Source organism: Alcanivorax borkumensis SK2, assembly GCF_000009365.1.
GTDB classification, from domain to species: Bacteria; Pseudomonadota; Gammaproteobacteria; order Pseudomonadales; family Alcanivoracaceae; genus Alcanivorax; species Alcanivorax borkumensis.
Map to the genome: position 1 here is coordinate 1,658,311 of NC_008260.1, position 22,477 is coordinate 1,680,787.

At 54.7% G+C, this 22,477-nt stretch carries 20 protein-coding genes; 1 reads left to right on the plus strand and 19 read right to left on the minus strand.

The annotated features are described in order from the left end of the window. Nucleotides 1-7: 7 nt before the first annotated feature. The 18 genes from ABO_RS07530 to leuC all read right to left on the minus strand — a co-directional run bounded on the left by ABO_RS07530 (nt 8) and on the right by leuC (nt 20,236). Complete coding sequence (locus tag ABO_RS07530) at nt 8-919, minus strand: AAA family ATPase (RefSeq protein ID WP_011588734.1); 912 nt, start codon at nt 917-919, stop codon at nt 8-10. Between the two features lie 180 nt (nt 920-1,099). After that, nucleotides 1,100-2,314, minus strand: coding sequence for an O-succinylhomoserine sulfhydrylase (locus tag ABO_RS07535; protein WP_011588735.1), 1,215 nt, complete (start codon nt 2,312-2,314; stop codon nt 1,100-1,102). A gap of 79 nt (nt 2,315-2,393) precedes the next feature. Next, entirely contained in the window at nt 2,394-3,914 is a 1,521-nt protein-coding gene (gene purF, locus ABO_RS07540) for an amidophosphoribosyltransferase (protein WP_011588736.1), read from the minus strand. A gap of 11 nt (nt 3,915-3,925) precedes the next feature. Further along, nucleotides 3,926-4,420 carry a CvpA family protein gene (locus ABO_RS07545; protein ID WP_011588737.1) on the minus strand — a complete coding sequence of 165 codons (495 nt, stop codon included), beginning with the start codon at nt 4,418-4,420 and terminating at the stop codon, nt 3,926-3,928. 218 nt (nt 4,421-4,638) lie between these two features. After that, nucleotides 4,639-5,262, minus strand: a complete 624-nt coding sequence (locus ABO_RS07550) for an SPOR domain-containing protein (RefSeq protein WP_231483461.1) — start codon at nt 5,260-5,262, stop codon at nt 4,639-4,641. Nucleotides 5,263-5,315: 53 nt separating this feature from the next. Further along, nucleotides 5,316-6,548: a bifunctional folylpolyglutamate synthase/dihydrofolate synthase gene (locus ABO_RS07555; protein ID WP_011588739.1), complete on the minus strand. Its 1,233-nt coding sequence runs from the start codon at nt 6,546-6,548 to the stop codon at nt 5,316-5,318. Further along, nucleotides 6,541-7,422, minus strand: coding sequence for an acetyl-CoA carboxylase, carboxyltransferase subunit beta (gene accD / locus ABO_RS07560; RefSeq protein ID WP_011588740.1), 882 nt, complete (start codon nt 7,420-7,422; stop codon nt 6,541-6,543). Before accD ends, ABO_RS07555 begins: the two co-directional genes overlap by 8 nt. 12 nt (nt 7,423-7,434) lie before the next feature. Then, nucleotides 7,435-8,238 carry a tryptophan synthase subunit alpha gene (gene trpA / locus ABO_RS07565; protein ID WP_011588741.1) on the minus strand — a complete coding sequence of 268 codons (804 nt, stop codon included), beginning with the start codon at nt 8,236-8,238 and terminating at the stop codon, nt 7,435-7,437. A gap of 108 nt (nt 8,239-8,346) precedes the next feature. Beyond that, entirely contained in the window at nt 8,347-9,558 is a 1,212-nt protein-coding gene (gene trpB, locus ABO_RS07570) for a tryptophan synthase subunit beta (RefSeq protein WP_011588742.1), read from the minus strand. After that, nucleotides 9,551-10,207, minus strand: a complete 657-nt coding sequence (locus ABO_RS07575) for a phosphoribosylanthranilate isomerase (RefSeq protein ID WP_011588743.1) — start codon at nt 10,205-10,207, stop codon at nt 9,551-9,553. The genes trpB and ABO_RS07575 overlap by 8 nt, the downstream gene beginning before the upstream one ends. 40 nt (nt 10,208-10,247) lie before the next feature. Next, entirely contained in the window at nt 10,248-11,051 is an 804-nt protein-coding gene (truA, locus tag ABO_RS07580) for a tRNA pseudouridine(38-40) synthase TruA (RefSeq protein ID WP_011588744.1), read from the minus strand. 101 nt (nt 11,052-11,152) lie between these two features. After that, nucleotides 11,153-14,191, minus strand: a complete 3,039-nt coding sequence (locus ABO_RS07585) for a FimV/HubP family polar landmark protein (protein ID WP_011588745.1) — start codon at nt 14,189-14,191, stop codon at nt 11,153-11,155. Nucleotides 14,192-14,352: 161 nt separating this feature from the next. Then, nucleotides 14,353-15,369 (minus strand): aspartate-semialdehyde dehydrogenase, encoded by a 1,017-nt coding sequence (locus tag ABO_RS07590; protein ID WP_011588746.1) that lies wholly within the window; start codon nt 15,367-15,369, stop codon nt 14,353-14,355. Nucleotides 15,370-15,392: 23 nt separating this feature from the next. Beyond that, entirely contained in the window at nt 15,393-16,505 is a 1,113-nt protein-coding gene (gene asd / locus ABO_RS07595) for an aspartate-semialdehyde dehydrogenase (protein ID WP_011588747.1), read from the minus strand. 77 nt (nt 16,506-16,582) lie between these two features. Next, nucleotides 16,583-17,659: a 3-isopropylmalate dehydrogenase gene (leuB, locus tag ABO_RS07600; protein ID WP_011588748.1), complete on the minus strand. Its 1,077-nt coding sequence runs from the start codon at nt 17,657-17,659 to the stop codon at nt 16,583-16,585. 34 nt (nt 17,660-17,693) lie between these two features. Further along, on the minus strand, nt 17,694-18,140 hold the full coding sequence (locus ABO_RS07605) for a hypothetical protein (RefSeq protein WP_011588749.1): 447 nt from the start codon (nt 18,138-18,140) through the stop codon (nt 17,694-17,696). Between the two features lie 21 nt (nt 18,141-18,161). After that, on the minus strand, nt 18,162-18,806 hold the full coding sequence (leuD, locus tag ABO_RS07610; RefSeq protein ID WP_011588750.1) for a 3-isopropylmalate dehydratase small subunit: 645 nt from the start codon (nt 18,804-18,806) through the stop codon (nt 18,162-18,164). 11 nt (nt 18,807-18,817) lie between these two features. After that, entirely contained in the window at nt 18,818-20,236 is a 1,419-nt protein-coding gene (leuC, locus tag ABO_RS07615) for a 3-isopropylmalate dehydratase large subunit (RefSeq protein WP_035460343.1), read from the minus strand. A gap of 166 nt (nt 20,237-20,402) precedes the next feature. Between leuC and ABO_RS07620 the strand changes: the two genes are divergently transcribed. Beyond that, nucleotides 20,403-21,278 carry a LysR family transcriptional regulator gene (locus tag ABO_RS07620; protein ID WP_081424059.1) on the plus strand — a complete coding sequence of 292 codons (876 nt, stop codon included), beginning with the start codon at nt 20,403-20,405 and terminating at the stop codon, nt 21,276-21,278. Here ABO_RS07620 and ABO_RS07625 read toward each other — a convergent pair. Next, nucleotides 21,271-22,431, minus strand: a complete 1,161-nt coding sequence (locus ABO_RS07625) for an MFS transporter (RefSeq protein ID WP_011588753.1) — start codon at nt 22,429-22,431, stop codon at nt 21,271-21,273. The two genes, ABO_RS07620 and ABO_RS07625, sit on opposite strands and share 8 nt — an antisense overlap. Nucleotides 22,432-22,477: the final 46 nt, after the last annotated feature.

Consider the following 22,477-nt stretch of genomic DNA (forward strand, 5'->3'; position numbering starts at 1 on the left):
CGGCACCTTAACGCCGTACCACAGGCACGGACTGCAGCAAGGACTGGCTGATGGCCGCCACACTGCCTCCCTGCCGGACACTCAACCGGTGTTCTGCCACAGAGGCCCAAACAGCCTGAACATCTTCCGGCAATACGTAGTCACGACCGGTTATCAGCGCCCAGGCGCGTGCGGCTCTCAACAGACCCAGCCCTGCACGGGGTGACAGCCCCGCAACAAAGCGATCATCCGAGCGGGTGGCGTCCAGCAACCGCTGTACATAATCGAGAAGTTCACGTGTTACCCGAATCTTGCCCACGACCTGGGCCAGCTTCATCAAACCTTCACCATTGATTACCGCTTTCAACTCACGGACCTGCTGACGCAAATCACCGCCGGCGAGCAGTTCCAGCTCCACATCGGAGGCGGGATAACCCAAGGAAATACGCATCAGGAAGCGGTCAAGTTGGGACTCTGGCAACACAAAGGTGCCAGCCTGATCTATCGGGTTCTGGGTCGCGACCACAAAAAAAGGCGCCGGCAAAGGGCGAGTGACACCATCCAAAGTCACCTGCCGCTCTTCCATGGCCTCCAGTAAAGCGCTTTGGGTTTTCGGCGTGGCCCGGTTGATTTCATCGGCCAACAGCAGCTGAGTAAATACCGGGCCTTCGCGGAGAGAGAATTGCTGGGTGGTAGGGTCAAAAACGGAAACGCCGAGAATATCCGCTGGCAGCATATCGCTGGTGAACTGTACTCGGCGGTAATCCAGCTGGAACACTCGAGCCAACGCATGAGCTAAGGTAGTCTTGCCCATGCCCGGCAGGTCTTCGATCAGCAGGTGGCCACTGGCCAGCATGCAGGTCAGTGCCAGTTTCAGTTGCTCTTCTTTGCCCAGCACAACGCGGCCCACCTGGGCCAAGGCTTTATCCAATGCCTGCATTATGTCCCCTTAACCCCGATTTCTTACCAAAACACTCCAAGGTTGCAAGCTGCAACGCAAGCTAACGCTGTGCAAAAGAGTGTGGTTTAGCTCGCGGGATTCAGTAGAGCCTTCAAACGTGGAAAGTTGAAAAAAGCAAAGCGTGGAAACTTTATCGCACCTCCCAAGGTTGTACCTTGGCTATGCGCTGGCTAACGCCTTGAGGCCGCGGCTCAGGTCTGCCTTCAGATCGTCTATTCCTTCTAAGCCAATGGCCAGACGAATGAGATTCTCGGTTACTCCAGCTCGCTGCTTTTCTTCTTCGTTGACCCGCCCATGCGTTGTTGTCGCCGGGTGAGTCACTGTTGTTTTAACATCACCCAGGTTAGCGGTAATAGAAATCAGGCGAGTGGCATCAATAAAGCGCCAGGCGGCCTGACGATCACGATTGCCGGCGGCGTCTTCCACCTCAATGGACATCACTGCACCATAGGCCGACTGTTGGCTGCCGGCTAGGTCATGCTGCGGGTGACTTTTCAACCCTGCGTAATGCACCCGGGCAACCCCCGGCTGTACTTCAAGCCATTCGGCCAGTGCCATGGCCCGCTCACTCTGTGCCTGCATGCGCAAACTTAGCGTTTCCAGGCCCTTGATAAAGACCCAGGCATTAAACGGGCTCATGCAGGAGCCAGCAGAACGCACGAAACCCAGAATCTCGTTCATGGGCTCTTTTGGTCCGACTACGGCACCTCCGAGGCAACGCCCCTGCCCGTCCAGATATTTGGTGGCGCTATGAATGATCAGGTCAGCGCCCAACTCGATGGGTTTTTGCAGTGCCGGGGTACAAAAACAGTTATCCACCACCAACAGTGCCCCATTGTCATGGGCCAGCTTAGCCAGGGCGGCAATGTCACCCACTTCCGCCAGTGGATTGGACGGTGTTTCCAGAAACAATATTTTCGTTTCCGGGCGGATCGCGGCTTCCCACTGGGACAAGTCGCTCATGTCCACCAAGGTGGTGTCGATGCCGAACTTTTTCAGGTAACGGTCGTAGATCACATTGGTGGTGCCGAACACGCTACGAGAACTAACAAGGTGATCACCCGGCGCCAGCAAGGAGAAAAAGGTGCCGCTGATTGCCGCCATGCCAGATGCAAAGGCGACACAGGCCTCCCCGCCTTCCAACGCGGCCAAGCGTTGCTCGAATGCCCGCACGGTTGGGTTGGTAAAACGGGAATAAATATTGCCCGGCTCTTCACCACTAAACCGTGCCGCCGCTTGCGCCGCGCTTTCATACACGAAGCTGGAGGTCATGAAGATTGGATCGGAATGTGCCATTTCATCCGTGCGCAGTTGCGCAGTACGAATGGCCAAGGTTTCAACATTCAGGGTTGTCGGATCCAGATCATCACTCATCAGAAAATTCTACTCCGCGTTACGGGCGACTTAGCCGATGGTGGCCCATGCCGCCTCCGGGGGTGGTTTCATCACTGTATCAGTGATTATGTAGATCGATAATTTCGTTATCCGCCAAGGCCTGGGTCTTTTCACTATCGCCTTTGGCCGCATCGCTACGGCGGGCTTCCAAGTTGGCCAGGTAATCCGGTGTAATGTTACCCGCAAGGTATTCACCATTGAACACGGAGCAATCGAAGGACACCACCTGCGGATTACCTTCCTTGCACGTTTCCACCAGATCGTCCAAGTCTTGGTAGATTAATCGATCAGCGCCGATCAGTTCACCAATTTCATCCGTGGTTCGACCATGAGCAATCAGTTCTTGAGCCACGGGCATATCGATGCCGTATACATTTGGGTATTTCACCGCCGGCGCAGCAGAAGCGAAATAGACCTTGCGAGCCCCGGCTTCGCGAGCCATCTGAATGATTTCATTACAGGTGGTACCCCGCACGATGGAGTCATCCACCAGCAGCACGTTTTTGCCCTGGAATTCGAGCTCGATTGCGTTGAGCTTCTGGCGCACGGATTTTTTGCGTTGTTGCTGGCCGGGCATGATGAAGGTTCGGCCGATATAACGATTCTTGATAAAACCTTCACGGTATTTCACCCCCAGATGATTGGCCATCTGCAAAGCGGAGGTGCGGCTAGTATCGGGAATCGGGATGACCACATCAATGTCGTGATCAGGCCATTCACGCTCTACTTTTTCGGCCAGTTTTTCGCCCATGCGCAAGCGTGCCTTGTACACAGAAATGCCATCAATAATGGAGTCCGGCCGCGCCAGGTAAACCTGCTCGAAAATACAGGGGTGCAAACTTGCATTTTCGGCACACTGGCGGGTGTGCATTTCACCCTCAGCGGTAATGTAAATAGCTTCACCCGGAGCCAAGTCACGCACTACATTAAAGCCCAGTGAAGACAGCGCCACGGATTCAGAAGCCACCATGTACTCTGGGCCGTTGGGGGTATCTTTGCGGCCAAAACACACAGGACGAATGCCGTGAGGGTCACGGAAGGCCAGGATGCCGTAACCGGTTATCATGGCAACTACCGCATAAGCGCCTTGCACACGATCATGAACCGCTGCAACGGCATCGAAAATATCATTCGGTTCCGGTTTCAGCTTGCCCCGGCTTTGCAGCTCGTGAGCAAAAACATTCAGCAAAACCTCAGAATCCGAAGTGGTGTTGATATGGCGCAGATCAGCACGGAAGATATGTTCGGCTAGGGCTTCGGCATTGGTTAAGTTGCCATTATGGGCCAACGTAATGCCATAAGGAGAATTTACATAGAACGGCTGAGCTTCTGCCGAACTGGAGCTGCCTGCAGTGGGATAACGCACATGGCCAATCCCCATGTTGCCTACAAGGCGGCGCATATGGCGAGTGCGGAAAACGTCGCGCACCATGCCATTATCTTTGCGCAGGTAGAGACGGTCGCCGTCACAGGTCACTATACCAGCCGCATCCTGGCCACGATGCTGGAGAACGGTCAGGGCATCATAAATCCCCTGGTTCACATAGCTATGACCGACAATGCCCACAATGCCGCACATGGTACTTACCTCTAGCTGCCACTTACATTCATGATAAAGGCGAGAAGGCTCTCGCCCACGTCCCGGGTCCACGCTTCCATCATCACCAGATGCGGAACCAGGGTGGATTCGTGCCACCAGGGGTCAGAAGCAAACAAATGCTGACCCAGGGCGACGAGTACGACCATTAGCAACATCCCACGCAGGGCGCCAAACACCATACCCATTAATCTGTCAGTACTACTCAAACCGGTGACGCGGATCAGTTCACCGAGCAAATGATTAATGAGAGCCCCTACAGCCAAAGTCAGAGCAAACAGGCTACCAAAGGCGACAGCGGCACGCAGGCTGGGGGTGGTGATCTGTTCCTGGAGCAGAAGGTCCAGGGCCGGGCTGAACAGGCGGGCGATAATAAAGGCCGCAACCCATGTGAGCAACGAAAAGGCTTCGCGGGTAAACCCCCGGCGAACACTCAAAAGGGCAGAAACTGCGATAACAAACAGGATGATGCCGTCTGCCAGATTCATTTAAAGCGTGCTCTCGCCGGCGGGTGAAGGCTGAAAAAATGGACAATGCCAAACCCAGAAAAAGGCTGGCAGGATGTCCTGTAAATACAGACGGCGCAGTTTATCAGAGCCAAACCCGCTTGCCCATGCATCCCGGCCTTTGCCTCCATCTTCTTAGGCAATCTGAAATAATACTTAGCTAGGCCACGGGAAAGTAAAGCCGAGCTCACTGATACAGATCAGGGCACGTAAATGCGTACCAATCCCTTGAGCTTAAAACGATCGTCATTGGCCAATCGCAATCGCGTTGCTTCGGCATCTTCCTTGCGAATCTCTGGCCCAACCATGACCCGATGAAGCACTTTCCCATCATGGCTATCCGTTTGCGTATAGGCCCGGTACCCTGCCGCTTTAAGCTTGTCGACCATACCCTTAGCGTTATCGGCATTGGAATAACTGCCCGTCTGCACCACAAATCCAGCCAGTACAGGCCCGCCGCTTGGGCCCAACTGAGGCGCGCTCACAGGGTCTTCCGGCGGAGGCACTGCCGCATCCTCCTTAATAGGGATAACGGGCTCTGGCTGATCCGGAACGACGCTGGCATTATCTTCATTTAATTGTTGTTCAGCCGCCTCCTGTACCGCTTCATGGTCGGCGACAATGCGCTCATCCGCTACCTCACGAAGTTCCTGCTCAACAACCGGCTCAACCAAAACTGTTTTGTGCTCCGGCGGTTCAGGAATATGCATCTCCAACGCACCACGTACTTGCTCAGGGGTACGAAACAGAAACGGCGCCAGCGTCGCCGCCAGAACCAATAACAATATAATGCCTACAAGGCGCTGACGCGTTCGATTATCCACCCGTTTCTCCATTCAGCATTCATTGGAGGGCGTTGAGACATAACGGCCTAGCCCTACGATTGCGGTTCCCGAGCTTCTGCCACCGTATAAAAGGAGCCGAAAACAATCACCTGATCATCCGCCGATGCCGCCGCCAACGCTGCATGAGTAGCAGCCGCCACACTCGCGTACTCATTGTACTGGGCTGTAGCCGGTAAAGCGCTTTGTAACACCCTAGTGGATGCTGCGCGGGGAATCCGTGGTGCGGCCAGATACCAGTGTGCAGCCATCCCTTCGAATAATGCCATCACCCCATCAAAGGGCTTATCTGCCATCATGCCAAACACCAGATGTCGGGTTCCGGCACAATCAGGCAGCTGTCGAAGAAAACGTTGCACCGCCGGAAGATTGTGACCCACATCGAACCAACAGGACACACCAGCAATGAGTTGATGTTCGCAACGCCCAAACAAGCCCAACGTAGCAACCGCCGCTAAATCCCCCTGCTGACAGTTTACGCCGGCCAGGCTCAGCGCCTGACAGGCCGTAGCCAGATTATCAGCACCTAGGCGCACGACTTCCGGTAAGTTCACCGACTCGCCATCAATCAACCACAGTGTAGCGCCATCAATGTGAAAATCACGGCCGGCGAACACTGGAATAGCGCCTAATGTTGAAACCAGGGGCACAAGGTTATCCGGCCAGAGCGCTTCACCATACACCAGCGGCTTACCGGGCCGCGCGATACCGCATTTCTCTGCCGCAATGGCTTCACGGGTGTTGCCAAGCCAGTCCTGATGGTCAAGCCCCACGGAGGTCACCACAGACACATCGGGTTCGACAATATTGACCGCATCCAACCGCCCCCCCAAGCCGACCTCCAGCAAGATCAGGTCGGCATTACTATCCTTGAATAACCAGAGAGCAGCCAGGGTGGTGAATTCAAAATAGGTAAGTGGCACGCCTGCCCTTGCGAGCTCCACTTGTGCGAATGCTGCACACAACTGCGTATCACTCGCCAGACCATCTGGCAACCGTATCCGTTCGTTGAACACATGAAGGTGAGGAGAGGTGTAGAGGCAAACCTTGCGGCCTTGCTGTTCTGCCAAGGCGGTCATCAAACGCAGCGTTGAGCCTTTGCCGTTGGTGCCGGCAACGGTAATCACTGGAACAGAAAAGCGGGCCACCTCCAAGCGGGTGGCCACGTCACGAAGCCGATCCAAGCCCAGCTCAATATCGGCCGGGTGCATGGCTTCAATGCGACGCAGCCACTCGGGCAAAGAGCCTGGCAGTGGGCTGTCAGTCATCCAGAGCTAGTGGCGGCCAGCCCATCATGTTAGCCAGTAAGCGATAAAGGGTCTCGCGCATATCGTGGCGGGAGACGATCATGTCGATGGCACCGTGCTCGAGTAGAAATTCACTGCGTTGAAACCCTTCGGGCAGTTTCTGGCGCACAGTCTGTTCAATTACCCGCGGGCCGGCAAAGCCGATCAACGCATTAGGCTCAGCCACATTCACGTCTCCCAGCATGGCCAGGGACGCCGACACCCCGCCGTAAACAGGATCGGTAAGCACAGAAATAAACGGCAAACCTGCTTGGCGCATCTTCTCCAGCGCGGCGCTAGTTTTTGCCATTTGCATCAGTGAGAACAACGCTTCTTGCATGCGCGCCCCGCCACTGGCTGCAAAACAAACTAATGGCAACTTCTGCTCAAGACACACATTCACCGCACGCACAAAGCGCTCACCCACCACGGAGCCCATGGAACCGCCCATAAAACTGAACTCAAAGGCACAGGCAACCAGCGGTTCACCATGCAAAGCGCCCTTCAAAACGACCAGTGCATCTTTCTCATCGGTGGCCTTCTGTGCCGCTACAAGGCGATCCTTATACTTCTTGGAATCCTTGAATTTGAGACGATCCACAGGGGACAGTTCCGTACCGATTTCCGTCTGCACACCTTCATCAAGAAACAGCTTAAGGCGACGGCGGGCACTAATACGCAAATGGTGATCGCACTTTGGACATACATCCATGTTGCGATCGAGTTCCGGCCGGTAGACTACCCCTTCGCATCGCGGGCACTTTCGCCACAGCCCTTCAGGAATGTTGTTGCGGCGACTTTCCTGGGGTCGACGTACGGCAGGGAGGATTTTCTCCAGCCAGTTGCTATTGCTCATGCAAGGGTCCCGTTATTGATCCATGGCTTTACGCATAGCGCTGAGAATACCCCCAACCGCGTCATTAATCGCGTCGGGAGTATTCTTATTTTCAGCAATTTGATTAACCAGAGCACTACCAACGACCACACCATCGGCTACCCGGCTCACCGCCTGCGCAGATTCAGCGTCTTTGATACCAAAGCCGACCCCAATGGGCAATTGGGCAAGGTTGCGAATTGTTTCAACGCGGCTGGCCACCTCTTCCACATTCAGGGTTGCAGAGCCAGTAACACCCTTCAAAGAGACATAATACAGATAGCCGGAACCGGCTTCGCCAATCAGCTTTATGCGAGTATCAGAGGTAGTCGGTGCCACCAGAAAGATCATGTCTAGGCCATGGGCATCCATAACCGGCCTTACTTCCAAAGCCTCTTCTGGCGGCAAATCCACCAACAACACCCCATCCACACCCGCATCTTCTGCGGCCTTAGCGAAAGATTCATAGCCCATTACTTCAACCGGGTTCAAATACCCCATCAGCACCACAGGGGTCTGCGTGTTGGTTTCACGGAAGATCTTCACCATGGCCAGTACATCACGGGTGGACGTGTTGTGCTGCAAAGCCCGCTCACAGGCCAACTGGATTACCGGCCCATCGGCCATGGGATCGGAAAACGGCACCCCCAGCTCAATAATATCTGCCCCGGCATCCACCATGGCGTGCATCAACGGCACGGTTACATCCTTAACCGGATCACCCGCCGTTACAAAAGGAATCAGCGCTTTACGGTTCTCACCGTCTAGGCGCTGGAAGCAACGTTCAATACGACGCATTTCTGCTCCTTAAAAATCGGGTAAAGGAAAGGCCCCATGGGTCTTTCCAAGCCGACACTTTCCTACGCGGGAAAGCATCGCCTTAACAAGCAAACGACCTAAACAGAATTAAAAATCGATTCCATCAATGGCGGCCACGGTCAGGATATCCTTGTCACCCCGACCAGATAGATTCACCACAATGTTCTGATCCGCAGACATGGTGGGGGCCAGCTTGCGAGCGTAGGCCAGCGCATGGGCAGACTCTAAAGCTGGCATAATGCCTTCTACCTGAGTCAATTCGCGGAACGCCGACAGGGCTTCTTGGTCGTCAGCAGCCACATAATTAACCCGGCCAATATCCTTAAGCCAGGAATGTTCAGGCCCGACACCCGGGTAATCCAAACCCGCCGACACGGAATGTGTTTCGATGATCTGGCCGTTATCGTCTTCCATCAGGTAAGTACGATTGCCGTGCAAAACACCCGGGCGGCCCGCGTTTAAAGGCGCAGCATGACGACCGGTTTCAATACCATCCCCCGCCGCTTCTACACCATACATGAGCACATCCTCATCGTTGAGGAAGGGATGGAACAGACCAATAGCATTGGAGCCACCGCCGACACAGGCTACTAGCGCATCGGGAAGCTGCCCCGCCTGTTTCAGACTTTGTTCACGGGCCTCACGCCCAATAATGCACTGGAAATCGCGCACCAGCTGCGGATAAGGGTGAGGACCGGCCACGGTGCCGATAATGTAGAAAGTGTTGTCAACGTTGGTCACCCAGTCACGCATGGCCTCATTCATAGCGTCTTTTAAGGTACGAGACCCTGAGGTAACCGGAATCACTTCCGCGCCCAGCAACTTCATTCGATAGACGTTGAGTTTCTGACGCTCCACATCTTCCGCGCCCATATACACTTGGCATTCTAGACCTAACCGTGCGGCCACTGTCGCCGTGGCCACACCGTGCTGGCCCGCACCGGTTTCTGCAATCACACGGGGCTTGCCCATATGCTTGGCTAGCAGAGCTTGGCCAATGGTGTTATTCACCTTGTGAGCGCCGGTGTGATTGAGATCTTCGCGCTTGAGCCAGATCTTCGCCCCACCGAGCTGCTTCGACCATCGCTCCGCCAGATAAAGCGGAGATGGGCGGCCCACATAATGGGCCAAATCATAGTCGAAATCCGCGCGGAACTGCGGATCGTCCTTAAGACGCTCATACATGGCCGTCAGTTCGTCCAGTGCCCCCATCAGGGTCTCCGAAACAAAGCTGCCACCAAACCGGCCAAAGTGGCCACGCGCATCAGGAAAAGCAGAAAAATCAGGGCGTTCAGACACCAGCTACTCCTCGTGTTTTGACACTATTAATAAAGACACGGATGGCAGAGGCATCTTTGATGCCACCGCTGCGGCCACCCTGAACATTCTTCTGTTCAACACCACCACTCACATCCACTGCCCATGGCTGAACCTGTGTCACAGCTGCAGCCACATTCCCTGGGTGCAGGCCACCGGCCAGCACTACAGGCAGAGGCAAGGTTTTAGGTACCCTGCCCCAGTTAAACGTCTCCCCAGTCCCGCCCGGCACGCCAGCAACATAACTGTCGATCAGCAAACCTGCCGCATTACGGTAAATCTGAGCATAATGGTGGAGATCCACATCATCCTTCATTCGAACTGCCTTGATCCATGGTCGGTTAAAACTGTCGCAAAACTGCGGATTTTCATTTCCATGGAACTGCAATAAGTCCACCGGCACTCTGGCCAGCACCCCTTCAATCTCAGCACGAGACGCATCAACAAAAAGCGCCACCGTGGTAACAAACGGCGGCAAGCTGGCACAGATTTCTGCTGCTTGTCGAGCAGTAACAGCACGAGGGCTGGGCCCATAAAAAACTAGGCCAATGGCATCGGCACCGGCGTTCGCCGCCGCTAAACCATCTTCAATTCGAGTAATGCCGCAGATTTTGACCCGGGGTACGGTCATGGGTTCTCCAGTGTAACAAAGGCAGGCCGATAAGGGTTAATTATGCCTCAAGACGGTCCGGCAGCCACAGGGGCCCCAGGGGCTCATCAGGTAACGCGAAGAGCTCAGGGTACTCAATTTCCACCAGATATAGTCCAAAGGGCGGAGCTGTCGCAGCGCCCAGCCGCCGATCTCGACATTCCAGAACGTCTTTGGCCCAAACAGGCGGTTTCTTACCTGCACCCACCTTCATCAGGACCCCAGCTATATTACGCACCATGTGCATCAAGAACGCGTTAGCATGTGCCTCAAGCACCAGCACTTTGCCCTGTTCATATAGTTCAAGGCTATGCAGAGTCTTTAACGGTGACTTGGCCTGGCAATGCACGCTGCGGTAGGCAGTGAAGTCATGATGACCCACCAAATACGATGCAGCCTCACGCATGGCGGCAACATCCAGAGGACGGTGATTCCAGGTTACCTGGCTGCGGTAGAGCGCCGGGGGGCGAGCATGGTTATAAATTACGTAGCGATAACGGCGACTCACAGCAGAAAAACGCGCGTGAAAATCATCGCTCACTGGCACCGCCCACCGTATGGTCACATCTCTTGGCAGATTGGTATTGCCCCCCATAATCCAGCTCTTCATCTCACGGGGCGCATCGGAATCGAAGTGCACCACCTGCCCAGTGCCATGTACCCCTGCATCAGTACGACCGGCGCACACTACGGTCACCGAATGGTTGGCCACTTTAGACAGTGCCGCTTCCAGGCATTCCTGAACTGTGCGCACTCCTGATTGTTGCATCTGCCAACCACGAAAATCAGTGCCATCGTACTCAATACCCAGCGCAATGCGTGTCATCGTTCACCGTCTCGTTGCCGTTTACGCAAAACTGCTACCCATAAAAAAGGGGGGCGATACCATAAGGCATCGCCCCCCTTTTTCCTAGCCAGAGTGGCGGGTTAACCCACCTGCCCAAGCAGCTCTCTTGCTTCGTTCTGTTGCTGAGCGCTACCTTCGGAGATCACTTCGCTGAGAATATCCTTCGCCCCTTCGCTATCGCCCATGTCGATATAGGCTTTGGCTAAATCTAGCTTAGTGGCATTTTCGTCAGTTTCACCCAAGAAGTCGAAGTCATCTTCATCTGCCAACACATCCGCACTGGACGAGTCGGACGCATCATCCTCCGAGGTGTCGGGCACCAACGCCAGATCAATGTTCAACGACGCGTCCTCGCGTTTCTGCTCATCCGTCGCTTCAACAGCGGAAGACTCATCTAGTGATGGGGACTGATCATCCTCTAGATCCAATGAAGTGATTGGATCTAGAGAATCGTCTGCCTCAACGGCGTCAACCAGCGATTGCTCCGCTTCATCCAGATCCAGATCAATCTCGAGATCCGCCAGAACATCATCCACTTCATGCTGTGGAGCACTGCCCGTTTCATCAGATAAATCCAGATCGTCCAGTGACAAATCCAGCTCTTCATCATTAACTGGATCGGTAGAAAGATCGTCAAACTCAGCATTCATCTCATCTAGGTTGAGATCACCAAATACCGTGTCGCCATTCTGGGTAGAGGTGCCGATGTCATCCAGCTCAAGCACAGAATCGGCTGACAGCGACTGCTTGTCCGCATCAGACATTTCAGGGGCTTGCGAAGTCTCGCCTTCACTATCGAAATCCAGGCTAAATCCTTCGTCAATGCTAGCATCGGAAGAAGCTGAGTCACGGTCAGCTCCCAGCATGACAGTGGCGTCTGCGTTGTCAGCCTCAATAGCATCTAACTCGAAATCAAAATCAGCCAGCTCATCGGAGATTTCCTCCGGCTCAGGGCTTAGCGCTTCTGCCTGGATGGTCGGAGCAGAAAAGGCCTCGTCATTCAAACCCGAGGACAAGCCCATTTCCAGATCATCCAGAGACAGCTCTTCATCGTCTTGGGAAACTGGGGCAACACTACCCAAGCGAGCGATAGCCGCATCCATATCGGCACCAGTACCAGCATAGGCGGTTGCCTGCTGCTGGAAGGCCGCGTCATCGCCCATTTCCTTGAGCAACTCCAGCAGGCGGACTTTCAGATCTGACCTTTCGGGCGACTTGTTAATTTCATTGCGCAGAAAATCTACCGCTTGCGGGTAACGGCCATAGGCCACATAGACTTCCACATCTTCCAGCGGGTCCTGGCTACCACCTTGCTCTTGTCCTGGTGGCGACACCACATCATCATCTTCGACCGTCGCGACAGTAGACCCGTCATCATCCAGATTCAGGTCAAATTCACTGTCCTGCTGGTCGTCAGCAGCCTCAAAAAATGGGCCATCCAGCACTTCGTTATCGTCTTTTTTCTTGCCGCGCAGAAGCAGAAAAATCAACAGCACAATAACGAGAACACCCAGAAGGATGTACAGCAGGTTGGCCATGATCAGATCGACAATGCCCCCTAAAGCAACCGGCGATTGCGCCGGGGCAACCGGCTCCGGTTTGCCCACTGGCGCTACCGGCTCGACCACACTATCCGTAGCCGTCGCTTCACCTTCCGCTCTCTGCGCATTATCAGCTATCGCATTGGCTTGTTTCGAGCTACCTGTGGCGCTGGACTTAGCGGCCTCTTTTGCTAACTCTTCGTCAGAACCTTCTAGCGCAACCACACCACTTTCAGTGGATGGCTCGTTGCTGTTATTACTGAAATTAGCGGCTTCTTCCGTTGCCGTATCGTCCGCCATGCCTCCATCTGCGGAGGAAAGTTCCGGTGCGACCGGCTCTTCCATCAACGGATCACTGTTCGGCGCAGCCACGCCCTGCTCTTCGCGTAATTGACGCAACTCTTGCTGCAATTGAGTAATCTGATCGTTACGCAGCTTAAGTAGTTCCGAGCTGGTAGCGCTCTGCTCTTCAAGAGCATTCAGTCGAGATCTCAGTTCGGCGTTTTCACGATCTAGGCGATCCAGGCTTTCATCGCGAATCGCCAGTTCATTCTCTAGCGTAGCGGTATTAGCGTTACCCTGCCTAGCATCACCAGTGCTGTTACCATCATCTACACCCGCGGTGGATTCCGGAGCGATCAATTTCATTTCACCACGAGCTGGCGAATCTACACCCTCTTCATCAGCATCAACCACCTGACGCGAACCATCGATCTGTGCGCGCTGGGGCGCTTGAATGCCACGCTGCTCCAACATATCACGCCATTGACGGTTCTGGTCAGCCACTTCCGCGATCGCAGAACGAGTAGAAATGGTACGCACTTCCTGCTCGCTGGGAATACGCAGCACGACGCCTTCGCGGACCAAATTGACATTGTTGTTAATAAACGCATCCGGGTTGATTTGCTGAATGGCCACTAACATCTGTTGTACCGACACGCTGTTAGAAGGCCGGTTATTCAGCGCGATTTGCCACATGGTATCGCTAGAACGCACGGTATAACGATTACGCGCGCCACTGTCAGCCTCAGCAGGAGTAGATTCAGCCTGCCAAGGCTCGGATGCAATTTCGGATTCAAGCGTTTTCTCAGACGGGGACTGTGTTGCAGTTGAGGGCTGACTGCGAGTGGCTGGCTGCGGCACACGACTGATGACCGGGGCCGCGGTCACCGTACTATCCGCAAAGCTGGGCGGGTCCAGCAGTACGGTATATTCACGCATCAATCGGCCCGTGGGCCAAAGGAATTCAACCAGGAAGTTCAGATAGGGTTCGCGTACCGGCTGATCCGTAGAAATATGCAGCTGAGCTTTATCGCCATCCTGAAACTCTACAGAAAACTCCAAGCGATTGAGAAAATAGCTGCGGTCAACACCAGCGGCATCGAATTCCGACTGAGGGGCAAGGTTAACCAGAATTTCTTCTGCTGAAAGGTCACCAACTTCATGCAGTGAAACATCCATATCCAAAGGCTGGTTCAAATAAGAATGAAGCTGATAATCGCCTACCCCCAGTGCCGCTGCTACCCCAGGGGCCATCATCGCCACAGCCGTTAAGCCAAACCCAAGTTTTCGAAGCATGGTCGAACCCTTTATTTATTATGTTTCCCGTGCTCAGCCCAATCCCGCGGGCGCTGCGAACGTACCCAAGTCGGCAAGCTACCTACATCATCATTACGCATTCTGCCTTAGGCTTGAAGAAAAACCTAGAAACCGCGTCACATAATGTCAGTAACTATCCATCACAGATAATCTTTTAGCAACTTCTCCACTATTTTCACTGCGTTGAGAGCGGCCCCCCAACGAACATTATCGGCAACACTAAAATAGCTCAACCCACCCCCCGCTTCCATCTCCTCGCGGACACGAGAAATGCGCATTGCGGGCGGCCCTTCAACCATTGCTACCGGGGACACGGCCTGGGGATCGTCACTGTCCTCAACTGACATATCCTCATCGCCATCCCATAACGTATAACACTGCGCCGCAGACAGCCCCTGAATGCTGCGCAGGCTAACGCTTTGCCCATAACCATAGAAAACGGGCACCCGCACCATCGTTACCTGCACTGACAACGGCTGATCTGCAAGGACCCGGCGAGTTTCCAAAATCAGCTTCAGCTCTTCACTGGTAAAACCGTTTTCCTGCATCTGGCCACTTACAGGCAACACATTGAACGCGATCTGAGCTTGAGCGGCCTCACTGGGCGCCAGGCCGTTCAGCAGACGCACACTTTGCTGGGCCAGTTGGTCCACTCCTGCCTTACCAGTGGCTGATGCCGCCTGAAACTGGGTAACCACCACCTCCTGTAACGGCCCCTGTTCAGTTAACGGCTTCAGGGCGCGCACCAACTGCACGGTTGACGCATCCGCACAGGCCACCAGATTTTGCTCCCTGGCTTGGGCCAGCATCTCGTCATTAACGCCCGCCACAACCAGTGGAATATCCGCTTCGTAGCGGAAAGCTGGAGATAGGTCGACCACCACCACCCCGCACTCTGCGGCGTGCGGAGCCAGCGCCTGGCTGACTGATGCCCCAGCTGCAAATAAGGCAATTTCCACTTGGGAAAAGTCGAAATCATCGGCCTTACCCACCGTCAGAGACTTGCCCGCAAACGAAACCTTGCTGCCTGCACCATTTTCGGAAGCCAAAACAAAAAGCTCGCCGACCGGAAATTTCCGATCCGCGAGCAATTTGATGATGGCCTCACCGACCAAGCCGGTAGCTCCGACAATGGCCAGATTGATTGACCGATCCATTACTTACCTCTGGTTTGTCGCCTTTAGTGTTCGAGAAGAATGCGCAGCATGCGACGCAATGGTTCGGCTGCGCCCCACAAGAGCTGATCACCTACGGTAAAGGCATTCAGGAATTCGCCGCCCATATTGAGCTTGCGTAAACGGCCCACGGGAATACCCAAGGTGCCGGTGACCGCTGTAGGCGTCAGATCGCGCAAGGTATCTTCCTTGGTATTGGGCACCACTTTGACCCAATCGTTGGACTTGGCAATGATGTCGTTAACTTCATCCATAGGCACATCGCTATTGAGCTTTACGGTCAGTGCTTGGGCATGACAACGCATGGCACCAATACGAACACAGGTGCCATCCAAGGCAATCGGGTCGCTGCTACGGCCGAGAATCTTGTTGGTTTCCGCCTGCGCCTTCCATTCTTCCTTGCTCTGCCCGTTCTCCATTTCCTTATCAATCCAAGGCAGCAGAGAGCCCGCCAGCGGGAAGCCAAAGTGCTCACGGGGCATGGCATCGCTACGCATGCTCGCCGCTACTTGACGATCAATATCCAGAATCGCACTAGCAGGATCTGCCAGCTTGTCGGAAACATCACCGTGAATCTTACCCATCTGGGCAATCAACTCACGCATGTTCTGGGCACCAGAACCAGACGCCGCCTGATAGGTCTGGGCACTGGCCCATTGCACCAACCCTTCGTTGAACAAGCCGCCCAGGCCCATCAACATCAGGCTCACAGTACAATTACCGCCGACAAAATCCTTGGTGCCATTGTGTAGCGCAGAATCAATCACCGAACGGTTTACCGGATCGAGCACGATGACGCTATCGTCTTTCATTCGCAAAGTGGATGCCGCATCAATCCAGTAACCATCCCAGCCGGCTTCACGCAGCTTCGCGTACACCTCGTTAGTGTAATCCCCACCCTGGCAGGTCACGATCACATCCAGCGCTTTCAATTCATCAATACTTTTGGCATCGCCCAGGGCCGGAATATCCTTGCCCACGTCCGGGCCAGCCTGTCCGACCTGAGAGGTCGAGAAAAAGACCGGTTCGATATCTGCAAAATCATTTTCGGCAGTCATGCGCTCCATCAGTACGGAACCCACCATGCCACGCCAGCCGACAAAACCGACTTTTTTCATTAGAAACTGTCTCCTGAAAGGATTGCCCTTTCTATCAGTGAATAAATGCGCGTGTGACGCCTGGCCCTGTGCCTCTGTTATGCCTTTAACAGTGCATCGGCAACGGCGCTGCCCATTTCTTCGGTGCCCACTTTGCGAGTGCCCTCGGTATAGATATCCGCTGTACGAAGCCCCTGATCAAGAACGCTCTCCACCGCTGCCTCGATGGCATCGGCCACATCGCCACGCTCAAGGCTGTAACGCATCAGCATGGCCAGCGACATAATGGTCGCCAGCGGGTTGGCGATGCCCTGGCCGGCAATATCCGGTGCCGAGCCGTGGCAGGGTTCATACAAGCCCTTGCGGTTTTCATCCAGTGACGCGGAGGGCAACATTCCGATGGAACCGGTGAGCATGGCGGCTTCATCGGAGAGAATGTCACCAAACAGGTTGCCGGTGACAATCACATCAAACTGTTTCGGCGCACGCACCAGTTGCATGGCCGCGTTGTCCACATACATATGCGACAACTCGATCTCCGGGTAGGCTTTTGCTTCCTCGGTGACCACTTCTTTCCAAAGCTCGGTGACTTCCAGCACGTTAGCTTTATCCACCGATAACACACGCTTATCGCGTTTCATGGCCAGCTCAAAGGCCACTTTAGCGATACGGCGCATTTCCGACTCGGTATAGACATAGGTGTTGAAGCCTACACGTTCGCCATTTTCTTCCTTGATGCCGCGGGGCTGACCGAAGTAAATACCACCGGTTAACTCACGCACGATCAGGATATCCAGCCCGGACACTACTTCCGGTTTCAGGCTGGAGGCATCTGCCAATTGCGGAAACAAAATAGCCGGGCGCAGATTCGCAAACAAACCCAGCGTCGAGCGCAAGCGCAGCAGACCGCGCTCCGGACGCTTGTCCCGTTCTATGGCATCCCATTTTGGACCACCAATAGAACCGAAAAGAATGGCGTCGGCGGCGCGCGCTTTTTCCAATGTGGTTTGCGGCAATGGATCATTTTCCGCATCCACCGCAGCCCCACCCACCAAGGCTTCATCCAGCTCCACATCCAAAGCAAATTTCTGCTTGGCTACGTCCAGCACTTTAACCGCCTCACGGACGATTTCAGGACCAATTCCGTCGCCCGCTAACACCAATACTTTGCTCATTACTGCTTCCTGTCTACTGCAGCCCTATCGGGCATTAAAAGTTTTTCGCTACCAGCACATCATCTGGGGCAGAGGCCTTTACCAACTCAAGAGAATATTCTTTGCTGCCCTCTGCTGCTCGGATGCGAACCTGATAGATTCCACCTTCTAAGAAGGTATAACGGAATTTGCCAAAACGAAGGATGCCGCCCTGATCAGCGAAAACTTCTACCGAGTGTTTGCCCGCTTCAAGCTGTACGCTCTGAGAACCCGCTTGCTCGGTAATCCGATCACCATCCACTTTGAACAGTGAGGCCTTAGCCTCACTGCTGGTGGGCATTTTCCAGCCCGCCCCTTGGTCTTGCTGCACCGGCGATTCGAGTTGATTGTCCACCGTTAATGTAGCGGCTTGCTCCCCGGTAGGGGCATGGTACATACCCGTAGAGGCACAGCCTGCTAACATCAGAACCGACATCAACGACAGAGACAGTAAACGCAACATACAACCTCCTTGGCTATTCTTTTAATGGTCGGCAAAAACCCAAGGTTCACGCTCTATTCGGCTTCTTTCATAGGCCCGGATCGCATCCGCCTCGTTCAGGGTTAAACCAATCTCATCCAAACCGTTGAGCAAGCAATGTTTGCGAAATTCATCAATTTCGAATGGTAGCGGTTCTCCGCTTTCGGGAATCACCTGCTGGCCCTCCAGATCGATCGTAATCCGGTATCCGCCCTTGCTGCTAACCACTTGAAACAGGGCTTCCACGTTATCTTCGGATAACACAATGGGCAACAAACCATTTTTGAAGCAGTTGTTGTAGAAGATATCCGCAAAACTCGGCGCGATGATTGCCTTAAAGCCAAAATCCATTAGCGCCCAGGGCGCATGCTCACGACTGGAACCACAACCGAAGTTGCGACGCGTCAACAGAATGCTGGCGCCCTGATAGTCTGGTTGATTCAATACAAAATCGTTGTTTACCAGGCGCGCAGCGTTGTCCTGTCCCGGAAAACCTTCGTCCAAATAACGCCATTCATCAAACAAGTTAGGACCAAAACCGGTCCGCTTAATGGACTTGAGGAACTGCTTGGGGATGATCTGATCGGTATCCACATTGGCACGATCAAGCGGAGCCACCAGACCATCGTGACGTACGAATTTTTCCATGGTGTTACTCCTTATGCCTGATCCAGCTCGCGAATATCCACAAAATGGCCCGCCACCGCAGCGGCGGCTGCCATGGCAGGGCTAACCAGATGCGTACGCCCGCCATTGCCTTGACGCCCCTCGAAATTGCGGTTCGAGGTAGAGGCACAATGCTCTCCGGCTTCCAGACGGTCCGGATTCATCGCCAGACACATGGAACAACCAGGCTCACGCCATTCAAAACCAGCCTCAACAAATATCTTATCTAATCCCTCTTTCTCTGCCTGTTGCTTGACCAACCCGGATCCTGGCACCACTAGCACCTGTTTAACGCTACCGGCTTTCTGGCGGCCTTTAGCCACCTCTGCCGCCGCGCGTAAATCCTCGATACGGGAGTTTGTGCACGAGCCGATAAAGACGCGATCCACCTTGATCTCGGTAACAGGCATCCCAGGGGTCAGGCCCATGTATTCATAAGCACGGGTCATACCCGAGCGTTTAACCTCATCCGTCTCTGCAGCCGGATCGGGAAGGTGGGCATCCACAGGCACCACCATTTCCGGGCTGGTCCCCCAGGACACCTGCGGTTTGATATCCGCTGCATCAATGTCCACCTGCTGATCGAATTGTGCATCAGCGTCGGACACCAGCGTGCGCCAGTAGGCTTCAGCCTTATCCCAATCCGCACCCTTGGGAGCAAAGGGGCGCCCTTTAACGTAATCGATGGTGACGTCGTCTACCGCCACCATGCCAGCGCGGGCACCGGCTTCAATGGCCATATTGCAGACCGTCATACGGCCTTCCATGCTCAGGCTGCGCATGGCACTGCCGGCAAACTCAAGCGCATAGCCGGTGCCACCTGCGGTGCCGATAACACCGATAATGTGCAACACTACATCTTTCGCGGTAACACCTGGGCCAAGCTCACCTTCAACAGACACCCGCATGTTGTTCATTTTTTTGGCTACCAGAGTTTGGGTCGCCAAAACGTGCTCAACCTCACTGGTGCCAATACCGTGGGCCAGGCAGGCCAACGCGCCATTAGTGGAGGTGTGGGAATCGCCGCAGACCACGGTCATGCCCGGCACTACCGCACCCTGCTCCGGGGCCATCACATGAACAATACCCTGGCGCACATCACCAATACCGAATTCGGTAATGCCGAATTCGCGCGTGTTGTTTTCCAGTGTCTGCACCTGAATACGGGACGTCTCATCAGTAATATCAGCGGCACTGTTAAACGGTGTCGTCGGAACATTGTGATCAATGGTTGCCACGCTGGCGCTGGTCCGCCAAGGTTGGCGCCCCGCCAGGCGCAGCCCCTCAAACGCCTGAGGCGATGTGACCTCATGAATAATTTGGCGATCGATGTAGATTAATGCGGAACCGTCCTCGCGTTCAGCGACGAGATGAGCGTCCCACAATTTGTCGTAGAGGGTCTTGCCGGCCATGTCTATCTCCCTGAGCCGCCTGAGGTCACTGACTGAGACCATAAATTCGGCTGGTTTATCACTGTTAATTAATGTAGAACTACGCCATCAATAAATCCAATTCATATTTTTCATTTTTAAGATAACCAATTATTATCCCCGTACTGACACTGTGGATGCCCCGGGAATGATCGATACCCCAACGCTAACCGCCTTTATGGCCGTCGCCGAAACAGGCTCATTTTCTGCTGCCGCAGAACGCCTGTACATCACGCAACCGGCCATTAGCAAGCGCATTGCGCTACTGGAACAACAGCTTGAAGCCCGTTTGTTTGACCGCGTAGGACGCCAGATTCAACTGACAGAAGCTGGGCGCTCATTGCTGCCTCGCGCCCGCCAGGTACTGATGGACGTGGAAGATATCGCCCGTGCAATACACGACCTGTCCGGTGAAGTCACTGGCAAGTTGCGCATCGGCACCAGCCATCATATTGGACTGCATAGATTGCCACCGGTTCTGCGCCAGTTCTCCCGAGATTACCCGCAGGTAAAACTGGATATTCACTTCATTGATTCGGAAGAAGCCTGGGAAGGTGTGCTGCACGGCGAGCTAGAGATGGGGGTTGTCACCTTACCGCCGCAACCGGATGAACGCCTGAATAGCGAGGTCATTTGGAACGACCCACTCGTATTCATGTGTGCACCGGAGCATCCTTTAGCGAAACAGGACAATCTGACGCTGGAATCCTTTACCGGTCACAGTGCCATTCTGCCCTCACCGGTCACCTTTACGCGCGGCATCGTGGAGCGACTGTTCGACGAGCATAACCTGAAGCTGGATATCGCCATGTCCACCAATTATCTGGAAACCATCCATATGATGGCGTCCATTGGCCTGGGCTGGAGTGTTCTTCCCGCCACCATGGTCGACAGAGGCATGATTCAGCTGCCGGTGAATGTGCCACTACCCGAACGTCAGCTCGGCGTAGTGACTCACCCGGCACGAAGCCAATCCAACGCGGCCCAGGCATTCCTGCGCGCCCTGCGTGGGCAGATCACCTGATCTGTCCACGGTGCGCTGAGCGAGTCACCCCGCCCGCCACCAACAACCCCGCAGCCAGCACCGCGACAAGCGTCGCGGCGAAAAACAAATTTACGCCCCATTGCTGCCACAGCACACCGGACAAGCCGGCTCCGGCCGCCCACCCAGCACCAAAGCCCAGACTGGAATACAGTGCTTGCCCCTGGCCACCCAGTGCCTCACCGAACTGACGGTGCACCCAGGCAATGCTGGCGGCATGGAAGCTGCCAAAGCTAGCCGCATGGAGCAGCTGAGCCAATGCCAACAACCATAGCGAATCCCCCGCCATAGCAATCATCAACCAACGCAACGCGGCTAACAGCAGGCTCGCCACCAGAATCCAGGGGATATAAAAGCGCGATAGCAGCCGGTGCATCACCACAAACAAGCCCACCTCGGCCAGCACGCCCAAAGACCACAACAAACCAACAACGAATTTGCTCAAACCCAGCTCTTCCAAATAAATGCTATAGAAGGTGTAATACGGGCCGTGGGACATCTGCATCAGAAACGAGGCGATTAAAAAAAGGCTGACTGCCGGGCGCCGTAACACCTGCCAAGCCGACACCCCTGCCCCGGAAGCCCGACTCCGCGGTGCGTTGCCCGCCGGCAGCGTCAGCGTGCCTAACCACAGCAACCAGAGCAGACCACTGAGCACCCAGGGCAACACAGCCGTCCCGGCCCGATCGAGCACCTCCCCCAGCACCAAAACGGCGAGAATAAACCCCACCGAGCCCCACAGCCGAACGTGACTGTAACGATGTGATTGGCTGCCCAGTGACTGCAGGGTAAGCACCTCGAACTGGGCCAGCACCGCATTCCAGAAGAAACTGAAGGACACCAGTAAAGTTGCCATGCCCCAAAAGGTGTCTACCCAGAACACTGGCAGAAATACGATGGCAGCCAGCAGGTTACCGGCACGAATAATGCGCAGCCGTTGCCCGCTGCGATCTGCCAGCCAACCCCACAGGTTCGGGGCGCCAATTTTGGTCAGTTGAGGAATGGCCATCAGGCCGCCAATGGCGACGGCACTGAAGCCAAGATCTTTCAGATACAGGGACCAGTACGGCACCAGCGTGCCGAGCAGCCCGAAATAGAAAAAATAGAAGCCTGACAGTCGCCAGTAATAGGGCATGAACGATAAACCTTGTCTTGCAGAAAGCGCCCAATGCCGGTGCAGT